The organism is Halochromatium sp., assembly GCF_046541315.1.
GTDB lineage: Bacteria > Pseudomonadota > Gammaproteobacteria > Chromatiales > Chromatiaceae > Lamprobacter.
On record NZ_JBKHDN010000041.1, the window covers coordinates 1 to 16,719 of the forward strand.

Annotated in this window: 17 protein-coding genes, 1 tRNA gene and 2 pseudogenes; 6 read left to right on the forward strand and 14 right to left on the reverse strand. The window is 65.9% G+C overall.

Annotated features, from left to right (window positions below; genetic code table 11):
- The first annotated feature begins 430 nt into the window (after nt 1–430).
- Both ACLFQI_RS04635 and ACLFQI_RS04640 read left to right on the forward strand, forming a co-directional pair.
- The gene (locus ACLFQI_RS04635; protein ID WP_410757709.1) at nt 431–3,118 is read left to right on the forward strand and encodes a mechanosensitive ion channel domain-containing protein; all 2,688 of its coding nucleotides are present in this window, start codon (nt 431–433) and stop codon (nt 3,116–3,118) included.
- 134 nt (nt 3,119–3,252) lie between these two features.
- Nucleotides 3,253–4,590 (forward strand): MFS transporter, encoded by a 1,338-nt coding sequence (locus ACLFQI_RS04640; protein WP_410757710.1) that lies wholly within the window; start codon nt 3,253–3,255, stop codon nt 4,588–4,590.
- A 312-nt stretch (nt 4,591–4,902) separates the two neighbouring features.
- On the opposite strand, the gene ACLFQI_RS04645 is transcribed toward ACLFQI_RS04640, so the two are convergent.
- From ACLFQI_RS04645 to ACLFQI_RS04655, 3 genes are all read right to left on the reverse strand, one after another.
- A complete protein-coding gene (locus ACLFQI_RS04645; RefSeq protein ID WP_410757711.1) occupies nt 4,903–5,247 on the reverse strand; it encodes a phenylpyruvate tautomerase MIF-related protein in 345 nt (114 codons plus the stop codon).
- Between the two features lie 66 nt (nt 5,248–5,313).
- A tRNA-Arg gene (locus tag ACLFQI_RS04650) sits at nt 5,314–5,390 on the reverse strand.
- Between the two features lie 193 nt (nt 5,391–5,583).
- On the reverse strand, nt 5,584–7,602 hold the full coding sequence (locus ACLFQI_RS04655) for a UvrD-helicase domain-containing protein (protein WP_410757712.1): 2,019 nt from the start codon (nt 7,600–7,602) through the stop codon (nt 5,584–5,586).
- Nucleotides 7,603–7,712: 110 nt separating this feature from the next.
- Between ACLFQI_RS04655 and ACLFQI_RS04660 the strand changes: the two genes are divergently transcribed.
- The 3 genes from ACLFQI_RS04660 to ACLFQI_RS04670 are packed head-to-tail and all read left to right on the forward strand — an operon-like array spanning nt 7,713 to nt 10,139.
- On the forward strand, nt 7,713–8,090 hold the full coding sequence (locus tag ACLFQI_RS04660) for a DUF2782 domain-containing protein (RefSeq protein ID WP_410757713.1): 378 nt from the start codon (nt 7,713–7,715) through the stop codon (nt 8,088–8,090).
- Nucleotides 8,091–8,106: 16 nt separating this feature from the next.
- Nucleotides 8,107–8,769: a TRAP transporter small permease subunit gene (locus tag ACLFQI_RS04665; protein ID WP_410757714.1), complete on the forward strand. Its 663-nt coding sequence runs from the start codon at nt 8,107–8,109 to the stop codon at nt 8,767–8,769.
- Nucleotides 8,757–10,139: a TRAP transporter large permease gene (locus tag ACLFQI_RS04670; RefSeq protein WP_410757715.1), complete on the forward strand. Its 1,383-nt coding sequence runs from the start codon at nt 8,757–8,759 to the stop codon at nt 10,137–10,139. The genes ACLFQI_RS04665 and ACLFQI_RS04670 overlap by 13 nt, the downstream gene beginning before the upstream one ends.
- Here the strand turns inward: ACLFQI_RS04670 and ACLFQI_RS04675 are convergent.
- Nucleotides 10,054–10,491, reverse strand: coding sequence for a PilZ domain-containing protein (locus ACLFQI_RS04675; RefSeq protein WP_410757716.1), 438 nt, complete (start codon nt 10,489–10,491; stop codon nt 10,054–10,056). The two genes, ACLFQI_RS04670 and ACLFQI_RS04675, sit on opposite strands and share 86 nt — an antisense overlap.
- A 328-nt stretch (nt 10,492–10,819) precedes the next feature.
- On the opposite strand from ACLFQI_RS04675, the gene ACLFQI_RS04680 reads away from it, so the two are divergent.
- Nucleotides 10,820–11,344 carry a peptidylprolyl isomerase gene (locus ACLFQI_RS04680; RefSeq protein WP_410757723.1) on the forward strand — a complete coding sequence of 175 codons (525 nt, stop codon included), beginning with the start codon at nt 10,820–10,822 and terminating at the stop codon, nt 11,342–11,344.
- Between the two features lie 109 nt (nt 11,345–11,453).
- Here ACLFQI_RS04680 and ACLFQI_RS04685 read toward each other — a convergent pair whose 3' ends face one another.
- The 10 genes and pseudogenes from ACLFQI_RS04685 to ACLFQI_RS04730 all read right to left on the reverse strand — a co-directional run.
- Nucleotides 11,454–11,759, reverse strand: a complete 306-nt coding sequence (locus ACLFQI_RS04685; RefSeq protein ID WP_410757717.1) for a winged helix-turn-helix domain-containing protein — start codon at nt 11,757–11,759, stop codon at nt 11,454–11,456.
- Between the two features lie 66 nt (nt 11,760–11,825).
- Nucleotides 11,826–12,218 carry a rhodanese-like domain-containing protein gene (locus tag ACLFQI_RS04690; protein WP_410757718.1) on the reverse strand — a complete coding sequence of 131 codons (393 nt, stop codon included), beginning with the start codon at nt 12,216–12,218 and terminating at the stop codon, nt 11,826–11,828.
- A 75-nt stretch (nt 12,219–12,293) separates the two neighbouring features.
- Nucleotides 12,294–12,782, reverse strand: a complete 489-nt coding sequence (locus ACLFQI_RS04695; protein ID WP_410757719.1) for a rhodanese-like domain-containing protein — start codon at nt 12,780–12,782, stop codon at nt 12,294–12,296.
- Nucleotides 12,779–13,336 (reverse strand): hypothetical protein, encoded by a 558-nt coding sequence (locus tag ACLFQI_RS04700; RefSeq protein ID WP_410757725.1) that lies wholly within the window; start codon nt 13,334–13,336, stop codon nt 12,779–12,781. The genes ACLFQI_RS04695 and ACLFQI_RS04700 overlap by 4 nt, the downstream gene beginning before the upstream one ends.
- Before the next feature lie 46 nt (nt 13,337–13,382).
- Nucleotides 13,383–13,490: pseudogene (locus ACLFQI_RS04705) on the reverse strand (hypothetical protein); the annotation flags it as partial.
- Between the two features lie 78 nt (nt 13,491–13,568).
- The gene (locus ACLFQI_RS04710) at nt 13,569–14,333 is read right to left on the reverse strand and encodes a cytochrome c biogenesis CcdA family protein (protein ID WP_410757720.1); all 765 of its coding nucleotides are present in this window, start codon (nt 14,331–14,333) and stop codon (nt 13,569–13,571) included.
- Nucleotides 14,330–14,785, reverse strand: coding sequence for a thioredoxin family protein (locus tag ACLFQI_RS04715; RefSeq protein WP_410757721.1), 456 nt, complete (start codon nt 14,783–14,785; stop codon nt 14,330–14,332). Before ACLFQI_RS04715 ends, ACLFQI_RS04710 begins: the two co-directional genes overlap by 4 nt.
- A gap of 34 nt (nt 14,786–14,819) precedes the next feature.
- The gene (locus ACLFQI_RS04720) at nt 14,820–15,392 is read right to left on the reverse strand and encodes an HlyD family efflux transporter periplasmic adaptor subunit (protein WP_410757724.1); all 573 of its coding nucleotides are present in this window, start codon (nt 15,390–15,392) and stop codon (nt 14,820–14,822) included.
- A 72-nt stretch (nt 15,393–15,464) separates the two neighbouring features.
- Nucleotides 15,465–16,535 (reverse strand): annotated as a pseudogene (arsB, locus tag ACLFQI_RS04725) (ACR3 family arsenite efflux transporter); the annotation flags it as partial.
- On the reverse strand, nt 16,532–16,719 hold a 188-nt coding region (locus tag ACLFQI_RS04730), incomplete at its 5' end, for a thioredoxin family protein (protein ID WP_410757722.1). The pseudogene arsB and the gene ACLFQI_RS04730, both read right to left, overlap by 4 nt.

The following is a 16,719-nucleotide window of genomic DNA, read 5'->3' on the forward strand; positions in this document are numbered from 1 at the left end:
GCTGCTGAGCGAGATCGGTGCCTTGGCCGATCAGGCCGCTCTCGCGCCCGCAGCTGCGACGGATGCGGAGGGCGGCTGAGTTCGGCCCTATTTCCCTCGCGGCATGCTCGGTGGCCCGCCCGGTCTGGCCGCCCTGGCGCCCGTGACCTCCTGTGTTCGCTCGTACTCGTTTGTCATGGTATTAGGTTTATCTCCTCCGATCTTGCTTGCCTGTTTCCTGTGGGTGTTGTCAGCGGCGGTCGCGGCCCAAGACGACTCGGCCGCGGAGCCCGACCAGGCTGGCGGCTCCGAGGCCGCCTCGGAACAGTCGGTGGAGGCGGAGCCCGGCGCCGAGCAACCGGAACAGGCGTCAGACAGGTCGATTGAGCATGGTCGCCAAGCCCTGACGTTCGATCCCGCTCTGGTTGGGCTTCCAGAGCTTCCGCAACCGATGGCGACGCCCGCCGATTTCGAGAAGGCGCTGGCGTTGATCGACGCGCGCATCGCCGAGAACACGGCGGCGCTGGAGGCGGCCATGGCCGAGGCGGCTGCCGCAGAAACCGCTGCCGTTGAATCCGAGTTGGCTGCGGATGCCGCTGAAGAGGAAGCAGCGGATGCCGACGCCGACGCCGAAACCGACGACGCTGGAAGCGACGACACCGAAACCGACGACGCTGGCACCGATGACGCTGGAAGCGATGACGCTGGTACCGACGAGGCCGAGACCGACGACGCCGGTACCGACGAGGCCGAGACCGACGACGCCGAAACCGACGACGCCGAGACCGATGACACCGCGGCGACGGCCGCGCAAGACGGTGCGCTAGCGACACGAAGCGCCAGGCTCGAACAGCGCCTCGAGTTGTTAAACGATCTGCGACTCGTCGTGCAACGCAATGCCGCCCTGGTCGAGCGTCTCGGCGAATCCGAGCGTGAACAGGCCAGTCTGCAAGACCGGCTGGAAGCCGCCGAGACGGAGGGATTCGCGTTGGAACCCCCGTTTCCGGTCTCGCTCCTGGATCAGGCGCGGACGGAACTCACGTTGCGGCGCTCGCTCGCGGAGGTCGCCGCGACCCGAGTCGCGAGCGCCGAACAGCGTCAGGCCACCACCGAGCGGGCATTGACGACAGCCATCAGAGAGCGTCGCGCTGCGCGCGATCGCCTCAACGCCGCCGAGGCCGAGGATCGCCCGGCGTCGGAACGCGATGCGCTCGCCGACGCCCTCGAGCAGGCCCGTCTCGGCGAGCTGCTGGCGCGGCAACAGCTCGCCGCGACCGAACGGTCGCTGGAGCTGGCGCGCCGGCAAGGCCAGCTGGCGGAACTGGAGCAGGAGCTATTGGCCGAGCGCATCGCCTATCTGGAGGAGCGTGCCGAGCTACCGCGCGATTTCCTCGATACGCGGCTCCAGGAATTGCAGGCCACCAAGGCGGAGATGCAGGCGCGGATCAGCGATCTGCAACGCGTTGGCGATCAGGCGGAGGCCGATCTCTACCGCGTGCGGCAGCAGCTGGTCGAGGCCAACGGCACCGCCGAACAAGCGGCCTTGGAGGAATGGGCCGCCGCGCGCCAGGACGAGCTGTCGGCGGCCCGCACCGGTGTCGACAATCTGGCCTCGGCGATCGCCAACATCGAGCAGATGGAGCGTCTGTGGCAACAGCGTTACCAGTTGATGCATGACCCGAACGCACTCGACTTGGCCGACTTGTTGCGCGAGCTCATCATGGAGACCACCGCCGCGATCGATGAGAAGGAGGCCATCGAAAGTCGGTTGAATGCGCTGCGCTCGATCCAGCTTGCGCAGACTCGCCGTTTGCGCGACGCCGGCGTCAGCGATGATGTGCGCGAAGCCATCGCGGTGCGCAGCGCCGCGCACGATCTGGCCGAGCGTGACGGGCGTGAGCTGCTCGAAACCCAGGAGGCGCTGATCGCGCTGCTGCAAGGCATGCGCCCGCAGGTCGAGGCCTTGGTTGAAGAGCAAAACCTGTCATTGCAACTGCTGCAAGCGCAGGAGACGCTGGCAGACTGGTGGGAGGCCGAGGTGCTGGTGATCGACGATCAGAGCATTCGCGTCGGCGAGCTGATCATGGCGCTGGTGATGTTTCTCCTCGTGCTCCTGTTCGTTTCGCTGATCCGCATGGGCGCGCGCCAGGCCCTGAAACGGCGTAAGACCAAGAGCCCGACCGCCAATGTCGGCGATCTGCGCCTGGCGCTGTCGGCGATTGCCGGCAATACCAGCCAGCTGTTCGTGCTGATCGCGGCCTTCTTCGTCGCCATGGTCTTCTCCGGGCTGGCGAGCCCGACGGTCAAGGACTGGCTCTGGAACCTGCTCATCGTCGCCTTCTATATCCAGCTCGGCATCTGGGCGAATGCGGCGATGGCCGATTACTTCAATCGCAAGCGCACGCGCAAGGAGATGCAAGACCCGTCCACCGTCACCGGCTATGGCGTGATGATGGTGTTCATCCGGGTCGGCATCTGGATCACCGTCGTCGTCTCGTTGCTGGCCTATTTCCAGTACCCGGTCGCTGGACTGCTCGGCGCGCTCGGTGTCGGCAGTGTCGCGGTCGGCTTTGCGTTGCAGAACATCCTCGGCGATGTCTTCAGCTCGATGGCGATCATCCTCGATAAGCCATTCCGCGTCGGCGACTTCGTCAAGACGGGCGACACCCTCGGCGTGATCGAGTACACCGGCGTCAAAACCACCCGCATCCGCAGCCTCTCGGGAGAGCAGGTGGTACTCTCCAACAGCGACATCCTCAGCAGCCGCATCCATAACTACAAGCACTTCAAGGAGCGTCGCATCGCGTTTCGCATCGGTGTCGTCTATCAGACCCCGCGTGCGTTGCTCGAGCGCATTCCCGAGATGCTGCGCGAGTCCGTCGAAGAGCAGTCGCACACGCGCTTCGAGCGGGCGCATTTCGCCGAATACGGTGACTTCGCGCTTCTGTTCGAGGTGGTCTACTACGTGCTGAGCCCGGACTACACGATCTATATGGATGTGCAGCAAGGCATCAATCTTGGCATCCACCGTCGCTTCGAGGAGGCGGGTATCGACTTCGCCTATCCAACGCAAGAGGTGATCCTGCGCCGTGGGCCGGCGATGCCGAACTCGGCAGCCGGCGAATCCTCGGGCGGATAGCCAAGCATGGCCGATGAGGCGAGATCGGTGATCGTAACATCCCTGACCTGGCGGGAGGATGCCCCGCACGCGGCTGGGTTGTTCACCCGGGGACGCAGGGTCGCCGGTTTCGCCCCATCAGCTGAGTGATCCAGATGGTCTGGGCAACACGACAAGCCTCCGGGCGCGAAGTCTTCGGCTGGGCGATGTTCGATTTCGCCAACCAGGCCTATACCCTGCTGATCGTCACTGTCATCTATGGCGATCTGTTCACCCGCGTCATCGTTGGCGACAGCACGGACGACTACCGGCTCGGCAATCTGCTGTGGAGCACCGCGCTCGCCCTCAGCTATCTGGCCGTGGTGGTCACCGCGCCGCCGTGCGGGGCGATCATGGACTACGCCGCGGCCAAGAAACGCTTTCTCTTCGTCAGCTACATCGTCACCGTCGCGGCGACCGCCGCCCTCTACTGGGTCGAGCCGGGCTTTGCCGTGCTGGGCGTCCTGCTCATTGCCTTGTCCAACTATGCCTACTCGATGGGCGAGACCTTCGTTGCCGGCTTCCTGCCCGACATCGCCGGGCCGGGGGAGATGGGGCGCGTCTCAGGGCTGGGCTGGTCGCTGGGCTACATCGGCGGACTCTGCGCGACCGCCTTTGCGGTGGTCGTGCTCGGCGAGGTCAGTGCCGAGAACTTCGAGCGGATACGCTGGGTCGGCCCGTTCGCCGCCGCCTTTTTCCTGGTCTGCGCGATCCCGACCTTCCTCTGGCTGCGCGAACGCGGCACGCCACAGCGACGGCCGAGCGGCACCCGCTATGTCGGCATCGGTCTGCGCCGGGTCGCGCGGACGTTACACAGCCTCGGTGAGTTGCGTGACCTCGCGCGCTTCCTGATCTCCTTGTTGCTGGCGATGGCAGGACTCTATGTCATCATCGCCTACGCCTTCATCTACGGGGCCCAGGTGATTGGTTGGGACGAATCGGTGCGCACGCTGATGTTCATCGTCACCCAGATCACCGCCGCCCTCGGCGCGCTGAGCTTCGGGCTGGTCCAGGATCGCTGGGGGGCGAAGCGCACCTACCTCACGACCCTGCTGATCTGGATCGTCGCCATCCTGCTGATCTGGGCGACGCCGCCGCTGACCGCATGGATCAACCGCCTCAGCGGCAGCGACTGGCAGGCGCAGCACCTGTTCCTGCTCGCCGGCGCGGCCGCCGGCCTGGCGCTGGGCTCCTGTCAGTCGGCCGGGCGGACGCTGGTCGGCCTGCTGTCGCCGCCGCAGCGAGCCGCCGAGCTGTTCGGCTTCTGGGGGCTGTCGATCAAGCTCGCCGGCGCCTTCGGCCTGGTCGGCGTCGGGCTGCTGCAAGCGTGGGTCGGGCTCCAGGGCGCGATCCTGTTCTGTGCGCTGTTCTTCGCCGCCGCCTTTGTCGTCGCGCTGGCGGTCGATGAGTCGCGCGGGCGGGCAAGCGTTGCCGGCACAACGAATGAAATCTGAGGATTCGCGGGTTCGACCCTTACCCGCCGCAAGCGAATCGATCATGGGGCGCGGTTGCCTGGAAGACTCGTAACGGCTGAACGATCCCAACGCAGGAACGCCTTTGTCGGCGAACATCATGCGTCGACATCGCTGATACTCCTCGGCTCAGGGTGTGTCGATCCGCACCAAGCGCTCGCCCGCAGCGAGAGAGCGGAGGAGGTGGGCCAAGAGCACGGCCATGCGGCTTGCTGCTCGGCCCAGGCAGCGACGTCTTGATCGTACAGACTCGATACCGTCATGACAGCCTCCTAGAGCGCAGGAAAGAGCGAGTCAAAAGGTTCCGCTGTCGAAGCCGAACAGATGTCGTGGCGGAGAGGCGAATTCGATATAGACCCGGTCGGGGGCAATGCCGAGCGTGTCTTGCAGCAGCGAACAAAGCGCGGCCGAGAGTTCCGGGGTGCGATCCTCGGGCAAGCCAAGGCTCTTGAGCTCAAGGAAGGCAAGGGGGCTGGTGTCGCCGCCAAAGCACATGGTCGGCGTTGGCTCCAGGATCACCATCACATAGCGTTCCGGCTTTCCGAGCAATTCGGCGACGCGGGCCGAGACGCGCTTGATCATCGGCTCGACGGTATCGGGTGCGATGCTGGCGTTGGTTTTGACGATGAGGGTTGGCATAGGGCTTCGCTGGCTGCCTGATGCTGACGGGAATCGCCGACGATCATGCCACTGATCGACTGTAAATGGCGCGCCTGACAGGATTCGAACCTGTGACCCCTGCCTTCGGAGGGCAGTACTCTATCCAGCTGAGCTACAGGCGCGTGTTCGCAAGGACGGATACCGTGCGGAAGGGCGCTGGCAGCGGTGAAGGTTGACGACTTGGTCACTGCCAGCGTGCCAAGGATAGCGCGATTGCCGGCGGTCGTCCATGGCGCGTGGCCGTCTTGCTGCGAGGCGCGTCGCCGTCGCGCGCTGAATCCTCGCCCGGATCCTTGGGCTTTGACAGAAATCGCCTTAGCTCGGCCGCGCCAGCAACCCCTTGAGTGCCGCCAGGTGCGCCTTGCCGCGTTCGCGTCGCTCCGCGTCGCTCACCGGCTCCTGATCGACCTGGTGCAAGGCGGCGCTCGGCAGCTCGGCGAGGAAGCGGCTCGGCTCGCAGAGCACCCGTTCGCCATAGCGTCGGCGATGGCGGGCGAGGCTGAAGTTGAGCCGCTCGCGGGCGCGGGTGATGCCGACATAGGCCAGGCGGCGTTCCTCCTCGATGGCGTCGTCCTCGATGCTGCCGCGATGCGGTAATAGCTCCTCCTCCATGCCGACCAGGAAGACCTCCGGGAACTCCAATCCCTTGGCCGCGTGCAGGGTCATCAGCGAGACCCGGTCGCCGCCGTCCGCTTCGTCCTGGCGCTCGAGCACGTCTAGCAGCGTCAGATGGGCGACCATCTCCGGCAAGCCGCCCTCGCGCGAGGCGTCCTTGTGCAGGGTGTCGAGCCAGCCGATCAGTTCGTTCAGGTTCTCGATGCGCCGCTCGGCCGCCTTCAGGCTCGAACTGCTGTCCTTGAGCCAGCCGTGATAGTCGCTCTGATCGATGAGGGCGCGCACGGCGCCGATCGGATCAGCGCTGGCGCGCTGTTGGTAATGTTCGATCCAGGCCTTGAACTCGGCCAGGCGGCGGCGCGGGCGCTCGCCGAGAGGCTCGGCGAGTTCGGCCAGGGCCAGATCGGTGCAGGCGCGAAACAGGCTGCTCTGGCGCTGGGCGGCGACCCTGGCGAGCTTCTCCAGCGTGCCCGGGCCGATCTCGCGGCGCGGCACGTTGATGATGCGCAGGAAGGCGGCATCGTCATCCGGATTCGCGATCAGACGCAGATAGGCCATCACATCCTTGATCTCGGCGCGGGCGAAGAAGGCGGTGCCGCCGGAGAGGAAGTAGGGGATGCCCAAGGCCCGCAGCGCCTTCTCGAACGGGCGCGCCTGATGGTTGCCGCGATAGAGGATGGCGTAGTCGCCATAGGCGCGGCCCTTGGTTCGATGCCCGTGCAGGATCTCGCTGGCGACGCGCTCGGCCTCGTGGGTCTCGTCGCGGCAGTTGAGCACGCGCGCGCGCTCGCCGGGGCCGAGCGCGCTCCAGAGCCGTTTCTCGAACAGGTGCGGATTGTTGGCGATGAGGCCGTTGGCGAGCGCCAGGATGCGCCCGGACGAGCGGTAGTTCTGTTCGAGCATGATCACCTTGAGCAGCGGGAAGTCGTCCTTCAGCCGCGCCAGGTTCTCCGGCCGCGCGCCGCGCCAGGCGTAGATCGATTGGTCGTCGTCGCCGACCACGGTGAAGGCACCGTCGGGGCCGACCAGGAGCTTGACCAGCTCATACTGGGCGTTGTTGGTGTCCTGATACTCGTCGACCAGCAGATGGCGGATACGGCCTTGCCAGTACTCGCGCACCGCCGGCACCTCGCGCAGCAGGCGCACCGGGCGCAGGATCAGATCGTCGAAGTCGACCGCGTTGTAGGCGGCCAGGCTGCGTTCGTAGCGGGCATAGAGCCGCGCCAGGCCGGCCTCGAACGCATCCTCGGCCTGTTGCTCAGCGCGGGCCGGGTCGAGCATGGCGTTCTTCCAGTGCGAGATCCGCGTCAGGGCCGCGGTCGGGCTGGTGGCCTCGGTCAGGCCCGCCTCGCGCAGATGCTCCTTCAGGATCTGCTCGCCATCCTGCGGGTCGACCAGCGAGAAGCCGGGGCGCAGGGTGCCGTGGGCGATCTCGCGGCGCAGCAGTTCGAGACCGAAGGTGTGGAAGGTCGCGATCCGCAATCCATGCCCGGCACGGCCCTTGAGCAACTGGCCGACGCGCGTCTTCATCTCGCGCGCGGCCTTGTTGGTGAAGGTCAGCGCGACGATCGAACGCGCCGCGAGCCCGCGCTCGCCGATCAGATGGGCGATCTTGTGCGTGATCACCCGGGTCTTGCCGGAGCCGGCGCAGGCGATCACCAGCAGCGGGCCTTGGCAGTCGCGCACGGCCTCGAGCTGCCGTCGGTTGAGGCCTTTCATGGCAACTCCAGTGGATGATGGATGAGCGGTCGACGCGGCCACCGGATTGGGCGTCGGGACCGGTCGCAAGCTACACTAGGCGTTTGCATCCAGCATCGAGGTCGAGGCCCATGTCAGCATCCGCCTTCTTATCGAGATCCGCCCGTCATGGCCTCGCGGCCTTGCTGTCGCTCGCATTGGTGCTTGCGCCGGCGGCGATGCGCGCGCAAGAGGGACAAGGCGACTTCTTGTCCGCGCCCGAGGTGCCCTCGAGCCCCGGTCCCTATGCCGGCGATAGCGCCAGCGCGCCCGAGGTCACCATCACCGAGACCGACGAGGGCACTGTCTACGAGTATCGGGTCAAGGGCCAAGTCTACATGGTCAAGGTCCAACCCAGCGTGGGACCGCCGTATTTTCTGCTGGATACCAATGGCGACGGCATCCTCGATGGCGAGGAGCGCCGCGCGCCGGCGCTCTCGGTGCCGCAATGGCTGCTGTTCAGTTGGTAGCGAGGGGGTCGATGACATGAGCCACCTGTCCGTCTCGGGTCCCGCGCGCGGCCTGTTGCGGCTGGCCGACGGTCTGGATTGGGTCAACCGCGCGGTCGGCGCGGCGGTGGCCTGGCTGGCGCTGGCGATGGTGCTGGTGACCTTCGCGGTCGTCGTGCTGCGCTATGGGTTCGATGTCGGCTCGATCGCGCTGCAAGAGTCGATCACCTATCTGTTCGCGACCCTGTTCATGCTCGGCGTCGCCTACACGCTGCAGCAGGATGGTCATGTGCGGGTGGATATCCTCTATCAACGCTTCTCGCCGCGCGCCCGCGCTTGGGTCGATCTGCTCGGCAGCCTGCTCCTGCTGGCACCGGTTTGCGGGTTCCTGTTCATCGCGTCCTGGGACTACGTGGCCGATGCCTGGTCGATCCGCGAGGGCTCGCGCGAGGCGGGTGGTCTTGCGGGCGTCTGGCTGTTGAAAACGCTGCTGCTGGTGATGCCAGTGTTGATGCTGCTGCAAGGGCTGGTGTGGGTGCTGCGCACTGGATTATGCATTGCCGGTGTCGACGCCGCCTTGGATGAGGGCAAGATCGATCCGGGAGATCAGCCGCCGGTCGGTCAACCAGCACGACCGCCGGCGGACGACGGCAGCGACGAGCCAGGCGCTCGTCGCGGGGGGCAGCCGTGGCTGAGCTGATGCCGATCCTGCTGGTGCTGGCGGTCGGCGCCGTCTTGCTGCTCGGCTATCCGGTGGCGCTCTCGCTGGGCGGCACCGCGCTGGCGATGGCCTGGCTCGGCGAATGGCTCGGCTACTTCGATCCCGCCTTCATCGCGGCCTTGCCGAACCGGGTCTATGGCGTGATGACCAACGAGACCCTGATCGCGGTGCCGCTGTTCGTGTTCATGGGCGTGATGCTGGAACGTTCGCGCGTGGCCGAGAATTTGCTCGAGACCATGGCGCTGTTATTCGGCCCGCTGCGCGGCGGACTCGGCATCTCGGTCACCGTGGTCGGCATGTTGCTCGCGGCCAGCACCGGTATCGTCGGCGCCACCGTGGTCACCATGGGACTGCTGTCCCTGCCGACCATGCTCAAGCGTCAGTACGACCCGAGCCTGGCCGCCGGCACCATTTGCGCCTCGGGCACCCTGGGGCAGATCATCCCGCCGTCGATCGTGCTGGTGCTCCTCGGCGATGTGCTCTCCTCGGCCTATCAGCAGGCGCAGCTCGACATGGGCATCTTCTCGCCGGCGGCGGTTTCGGTGGGGGATCTGTTCGTCGGTGCCTTGATCCCGGGATTGATGCTGGTGGCCGGCTACATCGCCTATATCGTCGGCGTGGCGGTGTTTCGCCCGCAGGCGGTACCGGCCATCCCGGCGGCCGAGCGACCCCGGCACGATGCGCGCTTCTGGTTGCGGGTGCTCCAGGCGCTGCTGCCGCCGCTGGCGCTGATCGTCGCGGTGCTGGGCTCGATCCTGTTCGGCATCGCGACGCCGACCGAAGCGGCGTCGGTTGGCGCGGTGGGGGCCTTGCTGCTCGCCGCCGCGCATCGGCAACTGGGCTGGAAGACGCTGTTCGCGGTGGTGCGTCAGACCACCATCGTCACCAGCATGGTGTTCCTGATCTTCATCGGCGCGGCGATCTTCTCGCTGGTCTTCCGTGGTTTCGGCGGCGACGAGTTGGTGACCGAGTTCCTGAGCGATCTGCCAGGCGGCACGGTGGGCGCAGTGGCGCTGGTGATGCTGGTGCTGTTCCTGCTCGGGTTCATCCTCGACTTCATCGAGATCACCTTCGTCGTCGTGCCCATCGTCGGTCCGGTCCTGCTGGCGATGGGATTGGACCCGGTCTGGCTCGGGGTGATGATTGCGATCAATCTACAGACCTCGTTCCTGACCCCGCCGTTCGGCTTCTCGCTGTTCTATCTGCGCGGGGTCGCGCCACGCGCATTGCAGACCAGCCAGATCTATCGCGGCGTCGCGCCCTTCATCCTGATCCAGCTGCTGATGCTGGCGTTGTTGGGGCTGTTTCCGGCGCTCGCGACCTGGTTGCCGCACTGGATCTATCAATAACGGCGCGCAGCGGTTGGCCGCTGTCGCCGGCGACGAACGGTCGCGGCAAGGCGTCGGCCTGCTGGATCAGCTCATGGAACAACGCGCTTTGCGGCGACTTGAACATGACGCCGATGCCGCTGTTATCCCCATGGATGACGATGGCCGGCAGCAGCCAGCGCTTACCAAGACACCGAAGCTCGAGTTCGATCGGCGTCCCGGTGGGCAAGGTCAGCGCCTTGACCGATAGAAACATCCCGCCGGCCGAGACATTGCGCGCCGTCGCGGTGAGGAATGGGCGTTTGTGATAACGGATATAGACCGGCAGCTCGAACCGGTGTCGGGCGCAATAACGTCTTTCCCTTGGCATCATCGAGGGTCTCCTCGGGTCGTTGCTTTCTACTCATGATGCGCGATGTTAGACGCTTAACTTTACCATCGGGTTCAGCTTCGGTGACGTCTTTGTGACCATTTGCCTTTCGTCGTCGTCCGGGTCGTGGTTGAGCGCGTGCTCGGTCCCTTTGCCTCCGGGCGCCCGGGGTCCCGGCGTGGTCGTCCTTGCCGTTGCCGGGCGCATCTGTTCGAATGCTGGCCCGCTAGGGCCTGGTGCCCGTTCCCTTCGATCCACAGCGAGGACATCCCCCATGCTCCGATCCAAAATTCCCGCCGCCGGTTTTGTCGCCGCGATCAGTACGACGCTCATGCTGGTCAGCGCCACCGCGCTCGCCGAGAACCCCAAGGTGGCGATGGACGTGACCATCGGCGGCGAGCCGGCCGGCACCATCGAGGCCGAGCTGTTCGCCGACGTGGTGCCGAAGACCGCCGAGAACTTCCGGGTGCTCTGTCGCGGCGATGAGGGCAAGAAACTGCGCTACGCCGGCAGCCCATTCCATCGCATCATCCCGGGCTTCATGGTCCAGGGCGGCGACATCACCCGAGGCAACGGCAAAGGCGGCCAATCGATCTACGGCCGCAAGTTCGACGACGAGAACTTCGAACTCAAGCACCGCGAAGCCGGTCTGCTGTCGATGGCCAATTCTGGCCCGAACAGCAACAGCTCGCAGTTCTTCATCACCGTCGCGCCCACGCCCTGGCTCGACGGCCGCCATGTCGTCTTCGGCCGGGTGATCTCGGGCATGGACGTGGTCAAGGCGATGGAGGAGCAGGGCACGCGCAAGGGTTACCCCCAGACCAAGGTCGTGATGAGCGACTGCCGGGTGCTCTGAAGCGAATGGCGAACGCGCAGGCGCTTGTCGCGGGATCTGCGCGGTCGGCCTGATTATTCTGGCTGCGGTGATTCTCTGCCATCGCCGCAGAGTCGCTTGGTCATAGGTGTCAGATCCCGATCCCACGGGATCTTTGGGTCCGCGAGTCAGGACGAATGGCTATATCCGCCAGCGCCTTGCGCAGCTTGATCACCACCTGGGTCAGGGTATCGTCGCTGACGACGAGACTCGGCCAGAGCGCCCGGAAAAGCGCTTCACGGCTGACGGTGTGGCCGGCATGATCCGCCAGATGCACCAGCAACGCCATGACCTTGGGCTCCAGCTTCAGTCGGCGCTCGCTGCGGTGCAATCGATTGTCGGCCGGAAAGACGAGGCACTCCCCGATGCGGAGGCACGCTGGCAACTGGTGATTCAACGAAGCTTCCGATGATCAGGAGATTGATCATCCAGATTACATCCTATCCGGGTCTTGCAGCCTCGCCTAGTGCGGCAAAGCCTGCACGAAGTTGCGAGCCACGTCGCCGCGCAGGTTCTCGGCCAGACCGATCAGGCCGTCGGTCAGGTACTTCGCCGGGATGCCCCGCGAGCGCAGATACACCATGGCGATGGTGGCGCGGTCCTTGTGCGGACAGGCGACGACGATGATCTTCTCGGTATCCAGCTCGGCGAGTCGCGCCGGCAACTCGGGTAATGGGATGTTGGTGGCTGGGCCGACACGCCAGGCCTCGAACTCCTCCTTGAAACGGATATCGATGAGCTGGGCCTGGCCTTGCTCTAGCAGCTTGATCAAATCCTGACTGTCGATCTTCATTTCCTTACGCGCGGCGTAGTCGAAGGTGCTGATGTAGCGTTCCAGGTCAGCATCGTCAGCCATCGTGGTTGGGGAGCCTGCGACAATCAGTGCGAGGAGTGCGATCAGTGCCAATGCTTTCATGGGTTATTCCTCGGTTCAGCGCCCGGCCTGCGGAGCGAGCGTCGAGGGCTTGAAGGCCTGGACCAGTCCGGCGAGCCCGCCGTTGACGAAGACAACATCCTCGAAGCCGGCCGCCCGCAGCAGTCCGGTGGCCAGGGCGGCGCGATAACCCGAGAGACAGACCACGGCGATCTGCTGGTCGCTCGGGAGGCGATCCAGGTTCTCGCTCTTGAACAGCGCGTCAAGCGGAATCCACAGGGCGCGCGGATGACTTAGGCTGACGACCCCGTGCTCCTCTGGAGTGCGGATGTCGAGCAGCAGGATGTCCTGACCCTTGGACAGGGCTTCCACCAGGTCAGGGGCATCGATCTTGGGTGGCGTGTCGCTCAGGTACTGCCGATCCATGCGACCGGTGACGTTGGTCTGGATGTGCGTGGCAAGCTCGCTGTCGTAGGCGCTGGCGATCGTCGGCAGCGTGAGCGCGATGGCGCAGACCGAGGTCAGTAAGGCGGGGACTGTCTTCATGGGGTTTCTCCGTTCAGAGGGGACGATGGGAACCGATACGCTGGCGACAGCACGACCTTGGCGATCTCGATCGGGCGGGTTGAGTAGCGCTCGGCGATGGCTTTCAAGGTCTCGCCGGGGTCGGCTTCGATGCCACTGGCGGCCAGCCGCGCGGCGGTGGTCTCCAGGTCGAGCCCGTTTGCCTCGACGAAGTCGGCGAGGGTCTTGCCGCCGACCCCGGTACCGACCAGGCGGTCTTCGATCAGCGCCGGATCGAGCGGCTGCTGCGCGGCGGCGGTCCCGGGTTTTGGCTTCGGTATCAGCGCGAACAGGGCCGCCGGAGTGGAGTCATTGGCGCGCGCGATGCGCTCGAGGTTGGTGTTGGGGTCGTCAACGCTGATGCCGGCCGCTGTCAGCACCTCGCGCATCGCGTCCGCATCGAGCCCGAGTCGCTGCGCCAGTACCGGCAGCGGTGTGGCCTCGGCGCGCGCATAGGGCGGCTCTTGCCCTGGTGCGCTCGACCACAGCGATTTGGCCGCATGGTTGAGGTCGAACAGCCAACTCAGCCCAACCATCCTTGCCGAGCCCGCCGAGGGTCCAGAAGGTCCAATTCGCGACGCGCCCGTACGGGACGACATAGAGCACGATACCGGTGATGGTGAGCAGCAGAAACGACCAGGTCACCAGAAAGGCGACGAAGGAGCGGGTGGGTTGGCTGTTCTTGATCATGGATGCGGGTGCTCGATGCGTTGAATAGTCGAATGGTGTTCGCGGCGGCCGCGCATGGGAGCGGACGCGCAGCCAGGTTCAGGCGCTATCGATCAGCACCCCGGCGACCACCAGCAGCAGCACACCGCAAGCGGCGCGGCCGAGCGCCAGCCCGCGATTGCTGCCGAGGGCATCGAGCCAACGCTGCACCAGCGACAGCGAGCCGGCGGCCAGCAACACGCCAGCCAGATGTCCAAGCGCAAACAGCACCAGCAGCACGCTCGGCAACACCAAACCGGTTGCCGCCTGCATGCTGGCGACACCGAGCACCGGTGCGATCCAGGCGAAGGCGCAGGGGCCGAGCGCGAGCCCGAACACCAGCCCGAGCAGCAGCGCTGTCCAAGGGCCGCGCTTGGCCGGCTGCGGCAGCCCGCGGCCGAGCTGCGGCAGCGGCAGCCAGTCGAGCAGATAGAGTCCGCCGAAGATGCAGAAGACAGCGGCGAGATAATTCCCCGAGAAGCCGAGATCGCCGGCCATGCGCCCGAGCAGCAGCGCGGCGATGGCCAGCGGGATCAGGCTCAGCAGGGTGCCGAGGCCGAAGGCGAGGATGATGGCGGCGCGTCCGCCACCCTGATCAACGCGAGGGCTGGTGATGGCGCCTGCTTGTGGCGGCTTCTCGCCCGACCTTGCACTCGGCGCAGGCACGGTTGCCGGCGTTGCCGCCAACCAGCCGACGATCAAAGGCACGCCGGCGAGATGACAGGGACTCAGCCAGATGCTCGCCAGGCCCCAGGTCACGGCGGCTGGCAACGCCAGCAACGGCGCGCCGGCGAGCGCATCGGAGACGGCGGCAAGCATACTCATCGGGCTGTGTTCGCCGGCTCGCCGAGATCAACGCCCGCGTCGGCAAAGCGCCCGAGCAGCGCATCGGCCGAGATGAAGCCGAGATGCCGATCCACCTCCGAGCCATCGGCATCGAGCAGGATCTGGGTCGGCATGGCGCGGATACGCCACTGCTCGGCCAGGTCGCGCTGTTCCATCAGATTGATGGAGACGACCTGCAGCGTTTCCGGATGGGTCTTGCGCAGGCGCTCGAGCTGATGCTGCATCGCGCGACAGCTCGCGCAACTGTCCATGCCGAACTCCATCAGCGTCGGACGGGGCTGCGCGAGCGCCGCGGCGAGTGTGGGGCCGGCGTGCTCTTGGGTTAGCGAAGGCGCTGCGGCATCGCCGCCAAGCCAGCGGTTCAGCAGCATGCCGCCGCCGATCAGGACGGCGGCCAGGCCCAGGGTCAGGACGCGGGTGCGGATGGTCATCATTGGTGATCGGAGCCTCCTGATTGACGGTGGATCAGGTCAAGGAAATATGGACCTGGGCTGATAAACCGACAGCCATATTGAGGTTTGCCGGCAGGTTGGCCTCGAATTGCCGGGTTCGTGTTTCGGGATCGATCTCTGGCCAGGCGCGCGCGATGCTGAGCGGGGTCAGGGCGGTATCCTGAGGACTGAACCGTGCTTCGATGCGATCGCCAGGACCGAGCAAGAGGGCGTCGGTTTCCTCGAGGCTGAAGCGCAGGGCGATCCCGTCGGTCGCGATCAGCTCAATCAGCGCATCCTGAGGCTGCACGAGACGTCCTTCAACAGGTGCGTGGACATGCCGCACCAGGCCTTGCCAAGGGGCGCGCAGCACCCAGGTCTGGGCGTCGTCGGCGGTCTCGGGTGGCGCCTCCGCGCCATGACTGGCGCCCGCCGTCGGCGCAATGCGCAGCAGCTCCTGGTCCGCATCGACGGCATCGCCCTCGTACACGGAGCAGGAGAGCAGCCGTCCGCCGATCGGCGCGGTCAGCTCGGCGATGCGGTTTGCGACCACCTGGCCCGGCACCCAGCGCACCGAGGCGTCGGCTGCATCGGGCGAAAGGGTCATCCCGGACCTGCTGCCCAATGGCGCCTCCGCAGCCGTCAAGGGAGCCAGCTCGGTGCTCGGCGGAATGCCTGTTCCGCGCTCGTACCAGCGCTGCGTGCGCAGCACCACGCGCACCAACAGCAGCATCACCGGCACCTCGATCAGCACCCCGACCACGGTCGCCAGCGCGGCGCCGGACTCGAAGCCGAACAGCGCGATGGCGGTGGCCACCGCCAGCTCGAAGAAGTTGCTGGTGCCGATCATCGACGAGGGGCCGGCGATGCAATGCGGCGAGCGCAGCCAGCGATTGGCGAGGTAGGCGACGATGAAGATCAGCCCCGATTGGATCAGCAAGGGCACCGCCAGCAGGCCGATGATCAGTGGCTGTTGGATGATCTGCTCGCCCTGGAAGCCGAACAACAGCACCAAGGTCGCCAGCAAGGCCAGCAGCGAGATCGGATGCAGGCGCTCCAGCACCCGCGCCAGTGAGCCGCCTTGCGGGTCGGCGCGCAGTAGTAGCCGGCGCCAGAGGGTCGCGATGGCCAGCGGCACCAGGATGTAGAGCAGCACCGATAACAGCAGCGTTTCCCAGGGCACGACAATCGCCGTCAGCCCGAGCAGCAGCGCCACGATCGGTCCAAAGGCAAACACCATGATCAGGTCGTTCAAGGCGACCTGGGCGAGCGTGAAATGCGGCTCCCCGCGCGAGAGATTGCTCCAGACGAACACCATCGCCGTGCAGGGTGCGGCGCCGAGGATGATCATGCCGGCGATGTAGCTGTCGATCTGCCCGGCCGGCAGATAGGGCGCGAACCACCAGCCGATGAACAACCAGGCCAGCAGCGCCATCGAGAACGGCTTGATCGCCCAGTTGACCACCAGCGTCACCAGCGAGCCGCGCCAATGCTGGGTCACGCCCGACAAGGCGGTCAGATCCACCTTCAGCAGCATCGGGATGATCATCAGCCAGATCAGCACCGCGACCGGCAGGTTGATCTGGGCGACCTCGAGCGCGCCGATGGTCTGGAAGGCATCGGCGGCGAAATGCCCCAGGCCGATGCCGGCCAGGATGCACAGCGCTACCCACAGGCTCAGGTAGCGCTCGAACAGGCCCATCTCGGCGCCGGCGGCCTGCTTGCCGGCGACCTCGCACTGACTGCTCATGCCGGAGTGTCTCCTGGTGGAGTGTCTCCTGGTGATGCCGCCGTCAACCAAGCGCGCGCCTGATCCGGACCCGGCACGCCACCGGAATGGACGACGACGCCATCAACCACTACCCCAGGCGTGGACATCACGCCATAGCCCATGATCTGGGCGATGTCGGTGACCTTTTCCAGCTCGATCTCGA

Coding starts and splice junctions, on each gene's coding strand:
- ACLFQI_RS04660 (WP_410757713.1), top strand. CDS start 7,713: ATGTCAGCATCCGCCTTCTTATCGAGATCCGCCCGTCATGGCCTCGCG.
- ACLFQI_RS04640 (WP_410757710.1), top strand. CDS start 3,253: ATGGTCTGGGCAACACGACAAGCCTCCGGGCGCGAAGTCTTCGGCTGG.
- ACLFQI_RS04720 (WP_410757724.1), bottom strand. CDS start 15,392: ATGACCCTTTCGCCCGATGCAGCCGACGCCTCGGTGCGCTGGGTGCCG.
- ACLFQI_RS04700 (WP_410757725.1), bottom strand. CDS start 13,336: ATGGTTGGGCTGAGTTGGCTGTTCGACCTCAACCATGCGGCCAAATCG.
- ACLFQI_RS04665 (WP_410757714.1), top strand. CDS start 8,107: ATGAGCCACCTGTCCGTCTCGGGTCCCGCGCGCGGCCTGTTGCGGCTG.
- ACLFQI_RS04715 (WP_410757721.1), bottom strand. CDS start 14,785: ATGACCATCCGCACCCGCGTCCTGACCCTGGGCCTGGCCGCCGTCCTG.
- ACLFQI_RS04690 (WP_410757718.1), bottom strand. CDS start 12,218: ATGGCTGACGATGCTGACCTGGAACGCTACATCAGCACCTTCGACTAC.
- ACLFQI_RS04635 (WP_410757709.1), top strand. CDS start 431: ATGGCGACGCCCGCCGATTTCGAGAAGGCGCTGGCGTTGATCGACGCG.
- ACLFQI_RS04675 (WP_410757716.1), bottom strand. CDS start 10,491: ATGATGCCAAGGGAAAGACGTTATTGCGCCCGACACCGGTTCGAGCTG.
- ACLFQI_RS04695 (WP_410757719.1), bottom strand. CDS start 12,782: ATGAAGACAGTCCCCGCCTTACTGACCTCGGTCTGCGCCATCGCGCTC.
- ACLFQI_RS04645 (WP_410757711.1), bottom strand. CDS start 5,247: ATGCCAACCCTCATCGTCAAAACCAACGCCAGCATCGCACCCGATACC.
- ACLFQI_RS04680 (WP_410757723.1), top strand. CDS start 10,820: ATGCTGGTCAGCGCCACCGCGCTCGCCGAGAACCCCAAGGTGGCGATG.
- ACLFQI_RS04710 (WP_410757720.1), bottom strand. CDS start 14,333: ATGAGTATGCTTGCCGCCGTCTCCGATGCGCTCGCCGGCGCGCCGTTG.
- ACLFQI_RS04655 (WP_410757712.1), bottom strand. CDS start 7,602: ATGAAAGGCCTCAACCGACGGCAGCTCGAGGCCGTGCGCGACTGCCAA.